The organism is Paenibacillus terrae HPL-003 (assembly GCF_000235585.1).
In the GTDB taxonomy this organism is placed as follows: Bacteria; Bacillota; Bacilli; order Paenibacillales; family Paenibacillaceae; genus Paenibacillus; species Paenibacillus terrae_B.
In genome coordinates, this window is the sequence record NC_016641.1 from 1,707,828 (window position 1) to 1,724,749 (window position 16,922).

The 16,922-nt window shown below is 47.2% G+C and carries 15 protein-coding genes; 11 read left to right on the forward strand and 4 right to left on the reverse strand.

The annotated features are described in order from the left end of the window. Positions 1 to 53: 53 nt before the first annotated feature. Positions 54 to 803 carry an MBL fold metallo-hydrolase gene (locus HPL003_RS07850; RefSeq protein ID WP_014279100.1) on the reverse strand — a complete coding sequence of 250 codons (750 nt, stop codon included), beginning with the start codon at positions 801 to 803 and terminating at the stop codon, positions 54 to 56. A 226-nt stretch (positions 804 to 1,029) separates the two neighbouring features. Between HPL003_RS07850 and HPL003_RS07855 the strand changes: the two genes are divergently transcribed. After that, positions 1,030 to 1,575 carry a histidine phosphatase family protein gene (locus HPL003_RS07855; RefSeq protein WP_014279101.1) on the forward strand — a complete coding sequence of 182 codons (546 nt, stop codon included), beginning with the start codon at positions 1,030 to 1,032 and terminating at the stop codon, positions 1,573 to 1,575. Between the two features lie 161 nt (positions 1,576 to 1,736). Here HPL003_RS07855 and HPL003_RS07860 read toward each other — a convergent pair whose 3' ends face one another. After that, positions 1,737 to 2,678: a helix-turn-helix transcriptional regulator gene (locus HPL003_RS07860; RefSeq protein ID WP_014279102.1), complete on the reverse strand. Its 942-nt coding sequence runs from the start codon at positions 2,676 to 2,678 to the stop codon at positions 1,737 to 1,739. Positions 2,679 to 2,869: 191 nt separating this feature from the next. Here HPL003_RS07860 and HPL003_RS07865 point away from each other — a divergent pair, with 191 nt between their 5' ends. Together HPL003_RS07865 and HPL003_RS07870 are read left to right on the forward strand one after the other, a co-directional pair. Further along, positions 2,870 to 3,187, forward strand: a complete 318-nt coding sequence (locus HPL003_RS07865) for a hypothetical protein (RefSeq protein WP_014279103.1) — start codon at positions 2,870 to 2,872, stop codon at positions 3,185 to 3,187. A 28-nt stretch (positions 3,188 to 3,215) separates the two neighbouring features. Continuing rightward, positions 3,216 to 4,076: an NAD(P)-dependent oxidoreductase gene (locus tag HPL003_RS07870; protein WP_014279104.1), complete on the forward strand. Its 861-nt coding sequence runs from the start codon at positions 3,216 to 3,218 to the stop codon at positions 4,074 to 4,076. A 218-nt stretch (positions 4,077 to 4,294) separates the two neighbouring features. Here HPL003_RS07870 and HPL003_RS07875 read toward each other — a convergent pair whose 3' ends face one another. Beyond that, complete coding sequence (locus HPL003_RS07875) at positions 4,295 to 5,176, reverse strand: LysR family transcriptional regulator (RefSeq protein ID WP_014279105.1); 882 nt, start codon at positions 5,174 to 5,176, stop codon at positions 4,295 to 4,297. Positions 5,177 to 5,294: 118 nt separating this feature from the next. Here HPL003_RS07875 and HPL003_RS07880 point away from each other — a divergent pair, with 118 nt between their 5' ends. The 8 genes from HPL003_RS07880 to HPL003_RS27375 all read left to right on the forward strand — a co-directional run bounded on the left by HPL003_RS07880 (position 5,295) and on the right by HPL003_RS27375 (position 14,659). Continuing rightward, positions 5,295 to 6,254, forward strand: a complete 960-nt coding sequence (locus tag HPL003_RS07880; RefSeq protein WP_014279106.1) for an NmrA family NAD(P)-binding protein — start codon at positions 5,295 to 5,297, stop codon at positions 6,252 to 6,254. A gap of 250 nt (positions 6,255 to 6,504) precedes the next feature. After that, entirely contained in the window at positions 6,505 to 8,334 is a 1,830-nt protein-coding gene (locus tag HPL003_RS07885) for a sensor histidine kinase (RefSeq protein WP_014279107.1), read from the forward strand. Further along, on the forward strand, positions 8,322 to 9,902 hold the full coding sequence (locus tag HPL003_RS07890) for a response regulator (protein WP_014279108.1): 1,581 nt from the start codon (positions 8,322 to 8,324) through the stop codon (positions 9,900 to 9,902). Before HPL003_RS07885 ends, HPL003_RS07890 begins: the two co-directional genes overlap by 13 nt. A gap of 118 nt (positions 9,903 to 10,020) precedes the next feature. After that, positions 10,021 to 11,334: an extracellular solute-binding protein gene (locus HPL003_RS07895; protein ID WP_014279109.1), complete on the forward strand. Its 1,314-nt coding sequence runs from the start codon at positions 10,021 to 10,023 to the stop codon at positions 11,332 to 11,334. Between the two features lie 70 nt (positions 11,335 to 11,404). Continuing rightward, the gene (locus tag HPL003_RS07900; RefSeq protein WP_014279110.1) at positions 11,405 to 12,274 is read left to right on the forward strand and encodes a carbohydrate ABC transporter permease; all 870 of its coding nucleotides are present in this window, start codon (positions 11,405 to 11,407) and stop codon (positions 12,272 to 12,274) included. A 21-nt stretch (positions 12,275 to 12,295) separates the two neighbouring features. Continuing rightward, a complete protein-coding gene (locus HPL003_RS07905) occupies positions 12,296 to 13,153 on the forward strand; it encodes a carbohydrate ABC transporter permease (protein WP_043922591.1) in 858 nt (285 codons plus the stop codon). Positions 13,154 to 13,268: 115 nt separating this feature from the next. After that, positions 13,269 to 13,895: a polysaccharide deacetylase family protein gene (locus HPL003_RS07910; RefSeq protein WP_014279112.1), complete on the forward strand. Its 627-nt coding sequence runs from the start codon at positions 13,269 to 13,271 to the stop codon at positions 13,893 to 13,895. A 275-nt stretch (positions 13,896 to 14,170) separates the two neighbouring features. Further along, positions 14,171 to 14,659, forward strand: a complete 489-nt coding sequence (locus HPL003_RS27375; RefSeq protein ID WP_081473699.1) for a transporter — start codon at positions 14,171 to 14,173, stop codon at positions 14,657 to 14,659. A gap of 143 nt (positions 14,660 to 14,802) precedes the next feature. On the opposite strand, the gene HPL003_RS07920 is transcribed toward HPL003_RS27375, so the two are convergent. Next, on the reverse strand, positions 14,803 to 16,860 hold the full coding sequence (locus tag HPL003_RS07920; RefSeq protein WP_014279114.1) for a transglycosylase domain-containing protein: 2,058 nt from the start codon (positions 16,858 to 16,860) through the stop codon (positions 14,803 to 14,805). Between the last annotated feature and the right edge of the window lie 62 nt (positions 16,861 to 16,922).

The following is a 16,922-nucleotide window of genomic DNA, read 5'->3' on the forward strand; positions in this document are numbered from 1 at the left end:
GTAAGATAAGACTAACTGGAATTTCTGGTTAGTCTTATCTTTAGATAAGTAAGTCACAAACCGCATATTTCAGATATCCGCCGATTACAATTGCCTTCGTAAAGCCCTCCATGAAAGCAAATCACTTTTTTTATATCATATGTGAGCAGATTTTTAAGAGATTCCTTCGCCATGTTATAATCATGACAGTATTGTGGATCTGGCCCCTGTAGCTCGCCACTCACTACGTTCAGAGCATCTCCTGCAATCAAAGTTTGACTGGTCTTATGATAGAAGCTTAGGTGTCCCGGTGTATGACCAGCAGTATCTACAACTACGATCCCTCCACAGAAGGGCAATTCCTCCCCGGGAACGATCGTGGAGTTTACGGCAGTCTTCGGGGGATTTTCAAGTGTGCGCCGGAATGCATGTCTCCACTCTACCGGGACAGATTCGGGCATGGAGTTTACAGCTTGAGTTATCGCTTCTGGTGTCAGCTTTATAAGCTGCTTTTCTCCCTGTATATAGGGTTTTTCGATAGAACTGGAAAACACCTGAACTGGGGATGGACAAGTCTGGATTACATCTGCCAAACTGCCGATATGATCAAGATCCTGGTGTGTAATGAATATGGAGGTAAGATTATGGATGGTGAATCCGGTACTTAGAATAGCCTCTTGTAAAAGCGGTAATTGCCCGGGGTAAGTCGTGTCCACTAAAATCATATTATCTTCGTCCCACATTAAGGTGGGGTGAATGCTCTCTGTTCGTCCCATAATGGTAGAAGAAACCTGAAGTAGCTGTATTCCCTTGTCCAATTGCATCGAATCCCTCCTGAAAGAGTTGATGTAATACAAAGGAATCGTATCACGAAATTAAAATTTGTAAACCTTAATTGTAACATAAAAATAATTATCTGTCAATATGTAGAATTCTAAATTTGTGTGACAATGACTCTTGCAAAGAGTGCTTTTTTACTTTCATTCAGGTTAATCAGAGGTTAACGAAAGTAGAGAAGTGTAACTAACTTTACTGGTTAGGAGTGATTACGTGAAGAAGATTTACTTTGTGAGACATGCCAAAGCGACAGGACAGGAGCCAGATGCCCGACTCACTGATGAAGGTATCCAACAAGCTGAGCAGTTGGCTGATTTTATGGAGAATGTAGGTGTGGAATATATCGTATCCAGCCCGTGGGAACGGGCCGTGCGAACCATTCAGCCTTTGGCTGAACGGAAACAGTTGCAGGTATATACTGATCTACGTCTTCAGGAACGGGTGCTTAGCCATGAGCATTTGGATCATTGGATGGACGTGCTGAAACAGACCTATCTGGACGAGGATTTCAAGCTGGAGGGAGGGGAATCATCTCGTGAAGCGGCAGATCGAGGAATACAGCTTGTTCAGGAGCTTATAGAACGGACAGAAAAAACGATCATCATTGTAACTCATGGGGCTCTGCTGTCACTTCTCATTCGACATTACGATTCGCAGTTTGGGTTTGAGGAGTGGAAAACACTTTCGAATCCAGACGTATATTTGCTTGAAATCAAAGAAGCAGAGGCCCAGATTCGCAGAGTGTGGACTACGGAGTGAAATTAGTGAAGTGCGTTTATCATAGAGGTTTAAGTATGATTGGAATCGAAAGGGGCGGCGCAAGCTGAGTGCAGGGGTGATATTAATGATTATCGTCCATGGCACACCTCTGAGCCTGTCACTCTAATTCAGAGCAGGCTCAGAACAATTTTAAAATATGGCTAACCATATTGGTTCAGCAGATCATGGAGTTTATTTTTTATTTGTTCACGTACTACTTGGGGTTGCTTTACGTTTGCTTCCATACCAAGCCCAAGAAAAAAATGTACCGCCCATGTCGTAAATGATGAACTCATTGTTGTACGAATCGTGCCTGAGCCATTTTCATGCAATTCGATGGACGGTGCTAACCACAAGTCTGACTGACATCGTCTTATACCTTCGGGTGTTAAATCTACTTCCAATTCCAGCATATCACTTTCATCCATGCGCATAACCCATTGCTCAATATGATCCTCGTTCATATCGATTTGCTTACTTTGGTCCCCTTCATCAGAGAAATCTTTCACTCGGTCCATGCGAAACACTCGATAATCCTCTGCAAGAAAACAATAAGCCTGGCAATACCATAATCCGTTCATTGTATAAATACCGAGTGGCTGGATCATCCTTTCTCGACGCGTGGCTGCTTCGTAAACAATCGTAACGACGCGTTGTTCCAGCGCACCTTCCAGTAAATCTCTCAAAAAAGGCACTTCTATGTCATGTGGAGGTATCCAGAAGATGAGCCGTTGCTGCATTTGCTCAATTTTTTGCTTAAGTTCACTAGATAGATAATGAAAAAACTTGTGCAGGGCCATGTCCACTTCGTTTGTGAAGGGGAGGGATTTGTAATTGCGTAATGATTGGCAGGCAAAAAACAATGCCATCGTTTCATGCTCTGTGAAACTGATTGGTGGTAGGACCTTCTCGCGCAGCACTCGATAGCCACCTCCAGGCCCTGTCTGAGAATATAGGGGAACTCCAAGTTCACTTAGCTCCATCAGATCACGAATCATGGTTCGACGTGAAACGCCACATTCGTCGGCTAACTCCTGTATGGTAAATTTTTTACGTTCATTTACTAACATGATGAGCTGAACGAGCCGTTGTGCTTTGTGCATAATTTGCTCCTTCTTTTAAAAGAAAATAAATAATAGTGACAGTAGTTGGCACTATTATTACGTATGCTTAACCTCGAAGTCAAGGTACACACATCTGGAATAACAGTGAGTCAAACCTATTTCACATTAAATGACTGTGATATAAGGTGTGATGATGTTTTTTGAATGAAGAGGATGAGGGGAGTTTTAAGATGAAGAATGAGCAATATGTCATGGAGTTGGTCTTATTCAAGCTAAAGGAGGGGACAGATAAGGACTCTTTTCATAAAGCTGCGGCTGAATTGAGTGATGCATTACAAACCCAATTGCCGGGATTTAAAGAGCGTCAACTGCTGCATACCTCTGACGAAACACAATGGACAGACATTGTATATTGGTCTGATATGCAAATGGCAGTGGCGGCGATGGAAAAGCTCAAATCTGTGCCTGCTTTCCAAACGTTTGCCTCTATGATTGATTCTAAAGACATTCATTTACTACATCTGATTCCAGTGAATCTGGAAACGTAAAGAAAAGAGAATGGAGAATGTGAATAATATGAACAGCGTATCTGTAATAGGTTTAGGCTCTATGGGCGTTGCAATCGCTCAATCGTTACTTCAAAGTGGTTATAGAGTTACGGTATGGAATCGGACAAGTGAGAAGGCTGAACTGATTGTGAAGGCAGGCGCGGTTTTGGCCCCTAATGCAGCAGCAATAAGCGCGAGCGCAGTGTCCATTATCTGTGTATCTGATTATGCAGCTTCGTATGATATTCTGGACACGGACGAAGTGAAAGTGGATATGGCAGGACGGATTCTCATCCAGTTAAGCACTGGAAGCCCACAGCAGGCCCGAGATTACGAAGCGTGGACTCAAAAGCACCATGCTGAATATATAGACGGAGCTATAGTAGCTTCTCCTACCCAGATGGGACAGCCAGAAGCTACGATTTTTTCATCCGGTTCTCCTGCTGCATTTCAGAAGTGTGAGCCGCTACTTAAAAGCTTGGCTGGAAATGTATTGTACTTGGGAGGGCAGGTTAGCGCAGCTTCTACGACTGACTTAGCATTTCTTTCGTATCTATTTGGTTCGTATCTCGGTTTTTTCCACGCTGCACGTATTCTTGAATCAGATGATCTTCGTGTGGATACCTTTGGGGCGATGATTGCCCAGATATCTCCCGTTATTGGCGGGGTAATAAAGTATGAGAGTGAGTTAATTCAGAGCGGTGCTTACGATAAGCCACAGAGTTCTGTGAATATGAGTATGGTTACCGTGGATCTTCTCATGGAACAGGCTCGTGAAGCAGGGATGAATAATGAATTCCCCGTATTTGCCCAAGGTCTCTTTAAAAAGGCTTTGGATGCAGGATACGGTGAAGAAGAAGTATGTGCGCTAATCAAGGTGATGCGTTAGGCGCATAGGGACCCCATTATACAACCACTGCTTGAAAAGTAGTCGGCAGTTTGGATCGAACAATAGACTGGATCGGTTACACTGAGCTAGGGGGGACGCTGATTGATCATGACATTACGTCGACTAGTTTATAGTGGATAGATATAATGCTTGGGCCAGAAATGTCGATACTGGTGTCACCAAGGACGACTGTATGCATAGGGCTGAATGGTTAATGTTTAAGAGAATAATTGTTTTAATATCGAGATCCATTGTTTGACCTCCAACCGCTCTTCGCTACGCAGGCAGGCAATGCCGTATACCACTTCTTCCAAGGGGCTTAAAGGAACGAACGTAATCTCCTGATCCTGCACAATCACGAAGTTAGGAAGTACCGAAATACCTAGGTCGCTTTTGATCATGGTATGTATCGTATTTACGCTATCTCCGTAGGTATACATGGAAGCTGGGCAGTGCTCGGCAATGCTCCTTTGTAATTTTTTAAGCGTTGGGGGAGATTGGTGCTCGTCGAAAAAAATGAGAAATTGATGGTCTAATTGTTCGATTGTTAATTCGCTTTCGTTCGCAAGAGGGTGATTATGGGGCAACACGCAGACATATGAGCCTTTATATACGGGATAGAAGCAAAAATGGCTGTCCTTGCCCAAATTATCTTCCGTTGTAAATATAATATCGAATTTTTGATTCAATAAATCCTCTTTCTCTCTGGTCAGGTTGGATTTTCTAAGCTGAATTTGAATCTTGGGGTATCTCTCCTTAAAGCGCTTGATAACGTCAGGTAAAACCTTCTTCTCAAAGATCGTCTCCGTATAGCCGATGACCAGGGTACTTTCGTATTGTTCCGAAAGGCGTTTGGATTTCAAAATGGATTGGTCCAAACGGAACAGCAGTCCTTCAATATCGTCGTAAAAGCTCTCGCCCGCTACAGTCAGTTTAACCGACCTTTTGTTTCGAACAAGCAACACAATGCCCAACTCATGCTCCAGGCTCTTGATGTTGTGGCTCACTGCAGGTTGCGTCAAATGCAACTTATCGGCCGTTGTCGAAAAATTAAGCGTCTCCGCAAGAGAAACAAAGCATTTCAGTTGTTGAATGTTCATTCGAAGCATCCTTTATATGAAATTTATTTATTACTCATAAAATAAGGTGATTTCACGCTGGCGTCAACCTGTGATATGTTCTCTTGTGAATATAATCACTAAGGAAGAAGGACTACGCATGCGTTATATCGTCACTGGTGTGGATGGTCAATTGGCAAGTCGGATAGCGGAAACCGTTCTGGCCGAAGTAGGGGGTCGCGAGCTAACCTTCACATGCATGAACAAAGAAAGAATTCCCAAAGATGCGTTGCAGCGATGGGAACAGGCAGGTGTAAGTATCTTTGAAATCAATTATGATGATATTCCATCTATGGTACGGGCTTTCAAGGATGGGGACCGAATCTATATCGTCTCTGGCCTTGAGGTCGGCAAAAGGGTGCAGCAGCACCGCAATGCGATTGATACGGCGATCAGAGCAGGAATCTCGCACATTACTTACAGTTCATTTATCGGTGCAACGGACCCGGATTACGCACATGTCTATGTCACCCCGGATCATACCGCTACTGAGCAGTATTTAAAGTCAACAGGCATTGCCTATAATGCTATGAGAAATAACTTGTATTTGGAAAACTATTTAACGATGTATACCATGCTGGCGCTCATGTCGGACCATAAATGGTTAAGCACCGCCGGAGAGGGCAGAGCCACTTTGGTGCACAAGGATGATTGTGCAAGAGCAGCGGCTGCGGCCCTGCTGGGAAAGGCCGAGGACAACAGGGCCTATGATATTGTTGGATCAGAGTCTGTTTCTGTAAGAGATCTGTGCAATCTCATACAGGAAGTTTCCGGCGAGGATATGGAGTACATTCCCGTTGATGCGGAGCAATACTATAAATATCTCGAAAAGCTGCATATTCCCAGAGAAATTACGGGGGATTTCTCCCGCTCTCCGGTTCCTTTTTGCGGCGAAGATCTCATGACGACAGATGCCAGCATTAAGGAAGGACTTTTGAACGTTAAATCCGACGCCATTGAAGTATTAACCGGGCAAAAGCCCAAAACAGCGAGAGATATTGTCGGAAAGTACAAATATATCTGGGAGAACCACATTCGAAGCTGGCGAGACATGAAGTAACCGACGTAGACAATCAGGAGCTCATTTCCAATGCGCCCTATCCAAGCATGACCGACTAACTTGGATTCCCTCGACTCTTTTGCCTGTATACCTGTTCGCTGAGACCATCCTATGGGGTGGTCTTTATTGCGTATACAACTAATTTAATTCACCTTCCCAAAAGGCTCGTTGAGATTGAATTCGGACAACGGCTATAATGATAGAATATAGAATATGGACTTCAACATGATAAGCGGAGGGTCATACGGTGATGCTACAGCAAATAAAAAGCTTGATAGCCTTTATTCACAGCAAGCCGAAGAAATTATCCTTTACCATACCATTCGCCTACTTCTTAATTATCCTGCTTACAGTGGTGTTCAGCTACTTGGTCCTGAATCAAATCGCTGCGGACTCCGCGCAGAAGAAGATCAATGAGGCCTCCTTGCAGACGATCAGCTCCATCCAGACCAACGTCGATCTAATGATTGAGAATGTAAACAACTATTCCAAAATGATCTTCTCAGATCATAATCTGCAAAATCTGCTAAGGCAAGGGGATGTATATGCCAACCTGCAGACCCAGTCCAAGGTCAGCGCTTATTTGTACAATTTAATGCAAGCGGTTCCAATCATTGATTCCGTGTACATTTTCGACAATTCGGGCCATCGTTTTTCCGTCGGAACGCAGGAATTGCCGACTTTTAAGGAAGCCAATGTAGAGGACGCTCCATGGTATGAGCAGGCTGTGCTCAATAAAGGAAAGTATATTCTGAAGCTGAATGGCAGTGGAGCCTTTTCGGAGGGAAGTACCCATGAGAATTTCGTTTCTTTCATTCGATTGATTCGAGATATCGACAACACCTCCCAGCTCGGGGTCTTGGTCATGAACATTAAGGTAGGCTCCCTTGAACAAGCGTATTCCAATCTCCTGAATCAAAACTCGTTTCAAATTGCCATTCTGGATGAGAATAATCAGATCATTGTGGACCATTCCACAGAAGCTCAAGGCGACACAGCCTTTCAGCACCTGCTGACAACCCACCGGGATGCACTGGAGCAGCAATTTCAGAAAAGCAACTCAGGATTTTTTGCCTTGAACTCCGGTTCACAGAAATATACGGTGTCCTATCTCGCAGTCCGAGACTATCCTTGGAAATTCATAAGTATAGACCAAAACAACAGTATGGATTCCAAAAACAAGTCGCTTGTGCTGTTAGCGTTGCTTTTACTTGTGATCAATGGAATCGTTTTCTTTGTGAGTTCATTCATTATCTCACGCAGTATTATCAAACCGATCCATAAGCTTTTGCGATCCATGAACAAGGCCCCAAGCGGCAACCTCAGGAAAGTGAATGTGGAACTGAATAGCTATGAATTTGAAAAGCTGTTTATTGGCTACAACGACATGATCGAACAAATTGACCAGATGCTGAAGCGAACTATCGAGGAGCAGAATACGATTCGTAGGGCGGAGCTGAATACGTTGCAAGCTCAAATCAAACCACACTTTTTATATAACACGCTTGACTCCATTACCTCGTTAGCCCTTTCTGGATTAAATGCTCAGGTTTGTGATCTGCTTGAGGCCTTGGGGAACTATTATCGCATGAGTGTCAGCAAGGGACGCGAAGTTATCACGGTTGGCGAAGAAATTGAAATTGTTCGAAATTATCTGATAATTCAGATGACACGCTACCAGGATGTCTTTGAGGTTCAGTTCGATGTGGACGAGGATTGCTGCCAGTCCCCGATTCCAAAGCTTGTACTGCAGCCCTTGGTGGAAAATTCGCTGTATCATGGCATTCGACCCAAAGGAACCAAGGGAACGATATGGGTCAGCGTGCGAAAGACGGAGGATGATGTGCTGAGGATATCCATCGCTGATGATGGTGTGGGCATGTCGGAGAAAGAGATTTCGCAAATTCTGTATACGGAGCGAAAAGGCCAAATCAAGAGCTTCGGCCTATGGGGCACCATGGAGCGTTGGCGTATTTTTTATGGAGATGACGCTGGAGTAAACATTGAAAGTCAGCCGGGGAAGGGAACGACGGTAACTTTGATGATACCGAATGGAGTAGATGCTTTATGGGAAAATTAAAGGTTTTGATCGTGGATGATGAATATCTGATCCGGAATCTGCTGCGAATGCGCATTGACTGGGAAACGCAGGGCATGGTGATCGTAGGCGAAGCCTCCAATGCACACGAGGCACTTGATCTGGTGGAGCAGCAGAGACCGGATGTTATTTTTACGGATATTTGCATGCCGACAATCGACGGAATTGAGTTTAGCGGTATGGTATTGGAAAAGCACCCAGATATTAAAATCGTGGTCGTTACGGGCCATGATGAGTTCGAATATGCGCGTCAGAGTATCAAAATTGGCATTGCCGACTTTATATTAAAGCCGATTCGTCCTTCGGAGCTGTTAGCAGTAACCGATAAGCTGAAAGGTATGATTGATGAGGAGCGTACGCGTGATAAGGAAATGGAGAAGCTGAAGGCGGTGCTGGAACGAAATTTTCCATATATTCGGGAAAAATTCCTGAACCAATGGTTAAACGGTGCTCTATCACAGGAAGAAATTCATGAAAAACTCGAATATTTCAAAATACCCCTGCACCTTGGTGTAAAGGCGTATCAAATAGCCGTGATCGAGATTTTCTCGACAACGGCGAAGCAGACGGAGGAACAACTTATCCTACTACGAATGGAATGCAGTAATAAAATAAAAGCGTTCTATCAGGAGGATTCTCAAGTCATTATTCTGACGGACACTCGAGACCAGGTTGTGATCATTTCATGGAGCCAGGCTGTCAATCTGGTAAGCGATTGTGAAGGGCTCAAGACCGATCTGATTCATTCCCACAAATGCTTGGTAAGCATCGGTGTCGGGCGCAAGCATAAGGATATACAAGAAGCGCATCTAGGCTATCAGGAAGCATGTCGTGCGCTTCAATATCAGGCCTTCGTTGGAAAAAATCAAGTGGTCTGCTTCGAGGATATTGTGGATCACAGAGAACAGACGTATCGGTCCAATGCAGAGCTTCTTCAGCACCTGCAATTTTACATCAGTGTCGGTTCCTCTGAACGCGCAACTCAAATGCTGAGTCGAATCTTTGACGTGTCGTTCTCCAGTGTGTTGCAGTTTCGGATGGCGGCGATGGATGTGATTACCGAATGCCAGCGTGCGGCGATGGAACAGCAGATGGAGAATGAACACGTATTCGATAAAGAAATGCTGGTCTCCATTCTCACCGCAGATCATCTGCCAGAATTAATGAGAACATTGGAGAGCTATGTCCGATATGTGTCGGGGGCCATTCATTCGAAAAACCAGACCAAGGAAGGCAACCTGATCAGCCAGGTGAAGGAGTATCTTGAGCACAACTTGAGCGATCCAGGTGTGGGATTGGCGAGCACTGCTGCGGTCTTCTTCGTCAGTCCAGGCCATTTGGGACGGCTGATGAAGAAGGAGACGGGTCAGACCTTTGTGGAGCATCTTACGAATATACGCATGAAGAGGGCGGAAGCCTTACTGAAGCAGACCGATTTAAAGGGATACGAGATCGGTGAGCAGGTAGGGATCACGGACCCGCACTATTTCAGTGTCTTGTTCAAAAAAACCATGGGCAGGTCCATGAATGAGTACAGACAAAGTAAATGATGGTCGGGAAGATGTTTGAATTTTGAAAGCGGATGCACGTTTTTTGAATGGAGATAAGGGTGTTCTTCCCATAAAATAAGTCCTAGAAGCAGCCAAAAAGATTGGGGGGGACAAAAAAATGAAAGCGCTATTAAAAAATACGATGGTCATTATACTGGCACTGGGTCTCACTGGCAGCATAACCGCATGTTCATCTGGTTCATCGGAAGCGACGCAGCAGGAAGGAAGCGGTTCTATAAAATTGACGCTGTGGGATCAGTCAGTAGGCAATACGGACCCGTCAGCTAAATTATTGCCGCAAATCATTGAGAAGTGGAACAGCGAGCATCCCGATATCCAGGTTGAACGGACAGGTACGACCGGTGAGCAATATAAAACCAAGATTAAGACATCCATTGCCGCAGGCGAAGCACCCGATATTTTTTACGGCATGGGTGGGGGAAGTTTTATGCAGCCATATATTAAATCTGGAAATGTTCTTGAAATTACCAGCTACTTGAAAAATGACATCAAGGCAAAAATGGCCCCAGGCATGTCGGAAGCCATCGAGACGGACGGTAAAATTTATACACTGCCTGTTTACACACATATCGCCAATCTTTATGTCAATACCGAGCTGTTCGATAAAGCGGGCGCAAAAATCCCGACGACCTACTCAGAGCTGCTTGATGCGGTGGAGAAACTAAAGACAGCGGGGATTACTCCGGCTCTTATCGGCGAAAAGGATCGCTGGCCAGGCATGTATTGGTATGACATTATTGCGATGCGCCAAGCAGGAAATGCCGCAGTACTAGAGGCGTTCAAGGACTCTGCCAAATGGGATTCGCCCGACTTCGTCGCGGCAGCCACTAAAATGCAGCAACTGGCTAAGGCAGGCGCTTTCAACAGCAGTATGTTCAGCATGAGCTATGATGAAATGCTTGGTGCGTTCAATGCAGGGAAGGGGGCCATGATGTTCCAGGCCAACTGGGTGAACGCCGGGATCGAAGACCCTTCCTCGGCAGTCAAAGGAAAGGTGAAAGTCATTCCCTTCCCAATATTTGAGGACGGCAAGGGCAAGAATACCGAAATATTCGGTGGCGCGGTCGACGGCTTCTATGTCAGCAGCAACACAAAGCATCCGAAGGAAGCTGTTGAATTCCTCATGTACTTAAGCGAGCAGCTTGGCACGAAGGGGTTTCTGGCGGGGGCAGGGCTTCCTAGCTGGAATACAGATGGGCTTGACACCTCAGGGCTTTCCACACTGGATCAATCCAGCGCAAACATCATGAAAACGGCGACCTCGTTTATTGCGTGGTGGGATAATATTCTTCCGGCCGATTCGGCAGAAGCACACAAAAACCTGATTGCGCAGCTTTTGGCAGGCGATATTACTCCAGAGGAATTCTGCAAGCAAATGGCTCAGCTGAAGCCGACGGAATTGAGTCTCTGATCAAAACATACACCCAAACAGGATGTGGTCAGGAGTAATCCCTGGCCACATTTTTGAAAGGAGACCGATGATGAATTCTGTATTTTCGAATAAAACAGCCATTACCATATTTGTCCTGCCTACTCTCCTTATATTTTGTGGCATTGTATTAGTTCCGATCTTCGTCTCCAGCTATTACAGCTTGCTGGACTGGAATGGTGTAGGCAAAGGAACGTTTGTCGGATTGAACAATTATGCCGAAATGTTCAATGACCCACGCGTATTGAACTCTATCAAAAATTCGCTGCTGTTTGCAGCAGCTTCGATTTTCATCCAATTGCCCTTGTCGCTTCTGCTTGCCCTGATATTGGCGTCTAATGTCAAGGGAGAAGGGTTTTACCGTACGGTATATTTCATTCCGGTTCTGATTTCAACCGTGGTGATCGCGCAGTTGTGGTCTAAGATCTATAACGCGGATTATGGCCTCTTGAACTCTTTGCTTGAGAGCATAGGTCTGTCCCATTTGGCCCAGGACTGGCTTGGACAGAAGCATACGGCGCTGGTGGCTTCGTTTATTCCGACCCTGTGGCAGTATGTCGGTTATCATATGCTGCTGATGTATGCCGGTGCGAAGTCGATTTCAAATGATATTATCGAAGCAGCCAAAATTGATGGAGCTTCCCGCATTCGGACAGTCTTCTCCATCACCCTCCCGCTAATGAGGCCCATTCTCAAGGTATGTCTCATCTTCTCCGTCATCGGTGCCTTCAAGGTATTCGATCTGATCTATGTATTGACGAACGGCGGTCCATTCTTCACCACCGAGGTACCGAGCACCCTGATGTACACGACCATTTTCGATACCTACAGGTATGGCTACGGAAGTGCGATATCCGTCTTCATTATTCTGGAGTGTCTAGTATTCACAGTTATCATCAATAAATACTTCAAGACTGAATAGGGGGTGATCGAGGTGAGTACGATGCAAGTAGTGTTGCAAAAAAAACGGAACTTTACGAAATATATTGGAAAAATATTGTTACAAGGGTTTTTAATCATAGTGGCGATCACGCAGATTTATCCTCTCATCTGGCTGACATTCTTCTCACTGAAGGATAATAGTGAGATATTCAGCGGCGATGTGGCAGGACTTCCCCAAAAATTTCTCTGGAGCAACTATACCAAGGCATTATCTGATGGTCATGTATTAACTTATTTTTTTAATAGCGTGCTGGTAACTGCTGTGTCCATTATCCTGGTGTTGATCCTCTCCTCCATGACGGGATATGCCATCACGAGAATGAAATGGAAGCTCAGCGGTTTAACGATGACGACAATTCTTCTGGGGATGATGGTACCGATTCACGCAGCTTTGCTGCCCCTCTTTATGGTACTTAAGAATCTGGGCTTGCTGAACACCTATTGGGCATTGATTATTCCTTATGTTGCGTTTGGCATTCCCATGGCGGTGTTCATCCTTGGAAGCTTTTTCAACGGAATTCCACGTGAGCTGGAGGAAGCCGCGGTCATCGACGGATGCGGGATCTACAAAACGTTCTTCTTCATTGTATTGCCGCTTGTTCGTCCTGCCTTGTCCACGGTGGCGATATTTACATTCCTTTCCTGCTGGAACGAGCTGATGTTTGCGGTGACATTTATTAATAAGGCATCCTATCAGACACTAACGGTGGGGATGATGTCTATGGTCGGAACTTACATTACACAGTGGGGAATTATCGGAGCAGGGCTCATGATTACGACCATCCCGACGATTGTGATCTATTTGCTGCTTAATAAGCAGGTGCAGAAGAGTATGATTGCGGGCGCTGTCAAAGGATAAAGGCAGTCAGAACGGCTGGCTGTCGCTGCGATGAAGGATAAGTGGCAATTAAGAGTAGCATTAGGATAAGGAACGTAAGAGGTTGCTTTAGTCATTAAGGGGAGGAGAATTGCTGATGGTCAAATTATCAATGGTGCATAAGGTTCCAACCCGGGAGAAGGCCGTCGCCTTTACGTTTGACGATGGTCCGCATCCGTTATATACGCAACAACTGCTGGATATCTTCCGCCAAGCGGGTGGCAGAGCTACGTTTTTCATGATCGGTCAGGAGATGGAGGCGTTCGAGGACATCGCAGCCGAAGTTCATGGTGCCGGTCACGAGATTGCCAATCATACCTATTCTCATCCTGATTTGACCAAGCTAACGCTGGATGATGCGCGGGCTGAATTGCAGCGGACGGAAGAGGGGATACAGCGGGTGACGGGGAAGGGCGCGTTGTGCTTCAGACCTCCATTTTTTGGCGTTAATGCCGACATTCTTTCGCTTGCAGCGGAGCTCGGATATTCAGCAATCGGTGCCGTGAACGGGGAGGCAAAGGATTGGGAGCAGCCTGGCGTCGATTTTATTTTGGAGCATACGAGGTTGACTGTTGCGCCTGGCAGCATATTTTTGTTCCATGACGGGTATGGCGAACGATCCCAGACGGTCGAGGCTGTCCGGGTACTGGTGGAAGAGCTTGCTGCAGAAGGGTATCGGTTCGTTACCGTCAGCGAGCTGCTTGAATTCACCGATCACGCCTGAATCAGATGGGCTCCGCATTAAGGCGACCGCTCACATCAGCGGGTTCACCTGTACATGTACACCACCAGTTTCGCCTTCCATAAATCATCAGTGAGAGAGGGAAGTCCAGAGCTGATTTGGTGGCGCTGATCTGGGAGTAATGGAGACAGGATATAATAATTATGGATATAAAGGGACGAAATAGCGGAATTCGGTGACGGTATGGGGATTCGCCCAGTCCACGGGCTAATGTCCCGCATAGGATACATCAGCCTAGAACACAAGGAGTGAAACGCATGTCTTTACTGCCACAAGTGCCTTCACAACCGGGCACTCCGGGTCCACTTACACCATCAGGTCCATCGATCCCACAATTTCCTGGTACACAGGGCTCGTTCCCGTCACCGATTGGCCCACCACCAGGGGGAGGGGGCCTTGTGCCACAGCCGCCTTTTGGCCCACCACCAGGGCCGGGTCCATTCTCGCCGCCGCCAGGGCTGATAGGCGCTCCGGGCCCGGGACTACAAGCTCAGGCACCAACTGCCCCGCCGCCGCAATTTACGCCACCGAGACCACTGGTCACGGCCCATGCTATTGATCCTTTAGCCATCTCCGGCTGCTTGTTCCGCAACACATTTATATGGCTGACGAATGGTGAGCGCTTCTGGCTGTACCCTGTCTTTGTGGGCAGAACATCCGTAGCGGGGTTCCGGTGGAATGGTCGTTTTTGGACTTATTTTGGTATAGACACCAACCGTATCGAGGCATTTAGCTGCTTCTGGTAAGCACGCCTTTTGGGAAGAAGCGTACTAAACCGGGAAGATGCGGCTAATCGTGCCAGGAGAGATACATGGGATATATGAGTAAATAAAATGAAGTAAAAAGACTGAGAGAAGCGCTTATGGCGTTCCTTCAGTCTTTTTTGCTGCTACTCCATCCACCATCGCTTGAAATTGCTCCACCACGATTTCTTCTCTGCCTGCTGCTCCGCTTGGTCTGTCTGTGTCGCTGCTGGTGGGTTATTTTGTCCAGACAAGGTCTCCTTTGGCTCCGTGCCGCTGACGAATACTTCAAGCCGTTTGTCTGGACTGTCCGGCGCGGCCAGCTTGCCACTGGCCGGATCAATATAGGCGCTGACTACGCCGTCAGGGATGGGGAAGATCTTGGGCGGCACATTCTCCAGCGCTTTTTCCGTATATTGCGCAAAAATCGGTGCCGCCCGCCGGGCATCCTGCGTGCTGATGGCCTTGCCCTTGTCATAGCCGACCCAGACGGCGGTGGACAGCTCGGGTGTGAAGCCAACCATCCACGCATCGGTGTTGGTCGTGCCGCTCTTGCCGGCAACCGGGCGCTTGATCAGCTTCGCGACCCGGTTGCCGGTGCCGCCTTCCTCGAACACGCCTTCCATCAGGCGTGTGAGGACGTAGGCGGAGGCGGGCTTCACCACCTGCACCGGAGCGGTCTGCGGTGCTTCGTAGAGCGACCGCCCGGCCGCATCGGTGATGCGCAGCACCGCCACCGGAGCGACCTTTTGCCCGCCGCTGCCGATGACCGAGAAGGCCGAGGCCATCTCGAACGGGCTGACGGGCGATACGCCCAGCGCGAGGGAAGGCACGGGCTTTAGCTCGCTCGTAATGCCCATTTTGCGGGCGAGGTCCATGACCCTGTCTGTCCCCACCTTGAGCATGGTGCTTACAGCATAAATATTATCGGACGCTGCAATCGCGCGCCGCAGATCGATTTCGCCCAAATATTTGTCTCCAAAATTTTTGGGCTTGTAGGTTTTACGGTTGTTGTCATAGTGGAACAACGTCGGTCGGCTTTCGAACTTGGACGTACTTGTCAATTCGCCAGAATCCAGTGCGCTCAGATACATAATCGGCTTAAAGGATGAGCCGGGCTGCCGGGTGGTGGCAAGCGCATGATTATACTGATTGCCGACATAGTTGGTCCCGCCAACCATGGCCTTCACATACCCGTTGCGCGGGTCAATGGAGATTAACGCCGTCTCCAGTCCGTTGCTGTTCTTCATGCCCTCGTCTACAGCCGCCTCGGCTGCTTGCTGCATGTGCATGTCCAGCGTGGTATAAATGCTTAGCCCGCCATGCTCCAGCACACTTTCACTAATTCCCAGCTGATTCGTTGCAAGCTGGCGGATGTAGTCGCGGAACCAGGGGGCTGTTTCTACCGTCCGGCGCTGGCTCTCGGGCCGCAGGGCAAGCATTTCCTCATAGGCCTTGGTAGCTTGGGCTGGAGTAATTTTGCCAGTGAGCGCCAAGGAGTCCAACACAATTTTTTGCCGATCCTTTGCGTTTTTCATATGATTATACGGCGAATAATAGGTAGGTCCCTTCGGAATACCTGCCAGCAGGGCGCTTTCAGCCAAATCCAGATCTTTTGCGGATTTACCGAAATACATCTGCGAAGCTGCTTCAATGCCGTAGGCACCGTGACCATAATAGATTTCGTTCAAATACATTTGCAGCAGCTCGTTCTTGGTGTACTTCATTTCAAGCTGCGCGGTATAGATGGCCTCCTTGGCCTTACGTGTCCATGTTTTCTCATGAGATAGATACAAATTGCGTGCAAGCTGCTGAGTCAGTGTGCTGGCTCCTTGCGACATATCCCAATGAGTCAGATTGACAAGCACGGCCCTGCCCAAGCCTTTGAAATCAAAGCCAAAATGATCGTAAAACTTCCGGTCTTCCACAGCCAGCGTAGCTGCAATCAGATCGGGTGAGATTTGATCCAGCTGGACAGGAATGGATTCCTTGCCTCCGGCAGAGAAGGTGGCAATGACTTGGCCCTGGCTATCGAGCAGACGCGAATTCCGGTCCGTATCCGCGAGCGGGAGACTGGTGGTATATAAGTAGGCGAGCAGAATGCAGGCAGCGATGACCGTCAGAATGGTGAGTGACAGCAGCCCCTGAAACCATCGAAGCCAGAGCGGCTTGCGTTTGGGAAATTGCCCGGTTGTAGCGGCCATCCTGCCACCTCCTTCCATGGTTGATGTTCTCAGTATTGTCAATCCGAAAGCGTCTATTCATC

What these genes read in the sequence shown, in the direction of transcription:
- HPL003_RS07850 (WP_014279100.1), bottom strand. Translation starts at nt 803, where the DNA reads ATGCAATTGGACAAGGGAATACAGCTACTTCAGGTTTCTTCTACCATT.
- HPL003_RS07860 (WP_014279102.1), bottom strand. Translation starts at nt 2,678, where the DNA reads ATGCACAAAGCACAACGGCTCGTTCAGCTCATCATGTTAGTAAATGAA.
- HPL003_RS07865 (WP_014279103.1), top strand. Translation starts at nt 2,870, where the DNA reads ATGAAGAATGAGCAATATGTCATGGAGTTGGTCTTATTCAAGCTAAAG.
- HPL003_RS07870 (WP_014279104.1), top strand. Translation starts at nt 3,216, where the DNA reads ATGAACAGCGTATCTGTAATAGGTTTAGGCTCTATGGGCGTTGCAATC.
- HPL003_RS07875 (WP_014279105.1), bottom strand. Translation starts at nt 5,176, where the DNA reads ATGAACATTCAACAACTGAAATGCTTTGTTTCTCTTGCGGAGACGCTT.
- HPL003_RS07880 (WP_014279106.1), top strand. Translation starts at nt 5,295, where the DNA reads ATGCGTTATATCGTCACTGGTGTGGATGGTCAATTGGCAAGTCGGATA.
- HPL003_RS07885 (WP_014279107.1), top strand. Translation starts at nt 6,505, where the DNA reads ATGCTACAGCAAATAAAAAGCTTGATAGCCTTTATTCACAGCAAGCCG.
- HPL003_RS07890 (WP_014279108.1), top strand. Translation starts at nt 8,322, where the DNA reads ATGGGAAAATTAAAGGTTTTGATCGTGGATGATGAATATCTGATCCGG.
- HPL003_RS07895 (WP_014279109.1), top strand. Translation starts at nt 10,021, where the DNA reads ATGAAAGCGCTATTAAAAAATACGATGGTCATTATACTGGCACTGGGT.
- HPL003_RS07900 (WP_014279110.1), top strand. Translation starts at nt 11,405, where the DNA reads ATGAATTCTGTATTTTCGAATAAAACAGCCATTACCATATTTGTCCTG.
- HPL003_RS07905 (WP_043922591.1), top strand. Translation starts at nt 12,296, where the DNA reads ATGCAAGTAGTGTTGCAAAAAAAACGGAACTTTACGAAATATATTGGA.
- HPL003_RS07910 (WP_014279112.1), top strand. Translation starts at nt 13,269, where the DNA reads ATGGTCAAATTATCAATGGTGCATAAGGTTCCAACCCGGGAGAAGGCC.
- HPL003_RS27375 (WP_081473699.1), top strand. Translation starts at nt 14,171, where the DNA reads ATGTCTTTACTGCCACAAGTGCCTTCACAACCGGGCACTCCGGGTCCA.
- HPL003_RS07920 (WP_014279114.1), bottom strand. Translation starts at nt 16,860, where the DNA reads ATGGCCGCTACAACCGGGCAATTTCCCAAACGCAAGCCGCTCTGGCTT.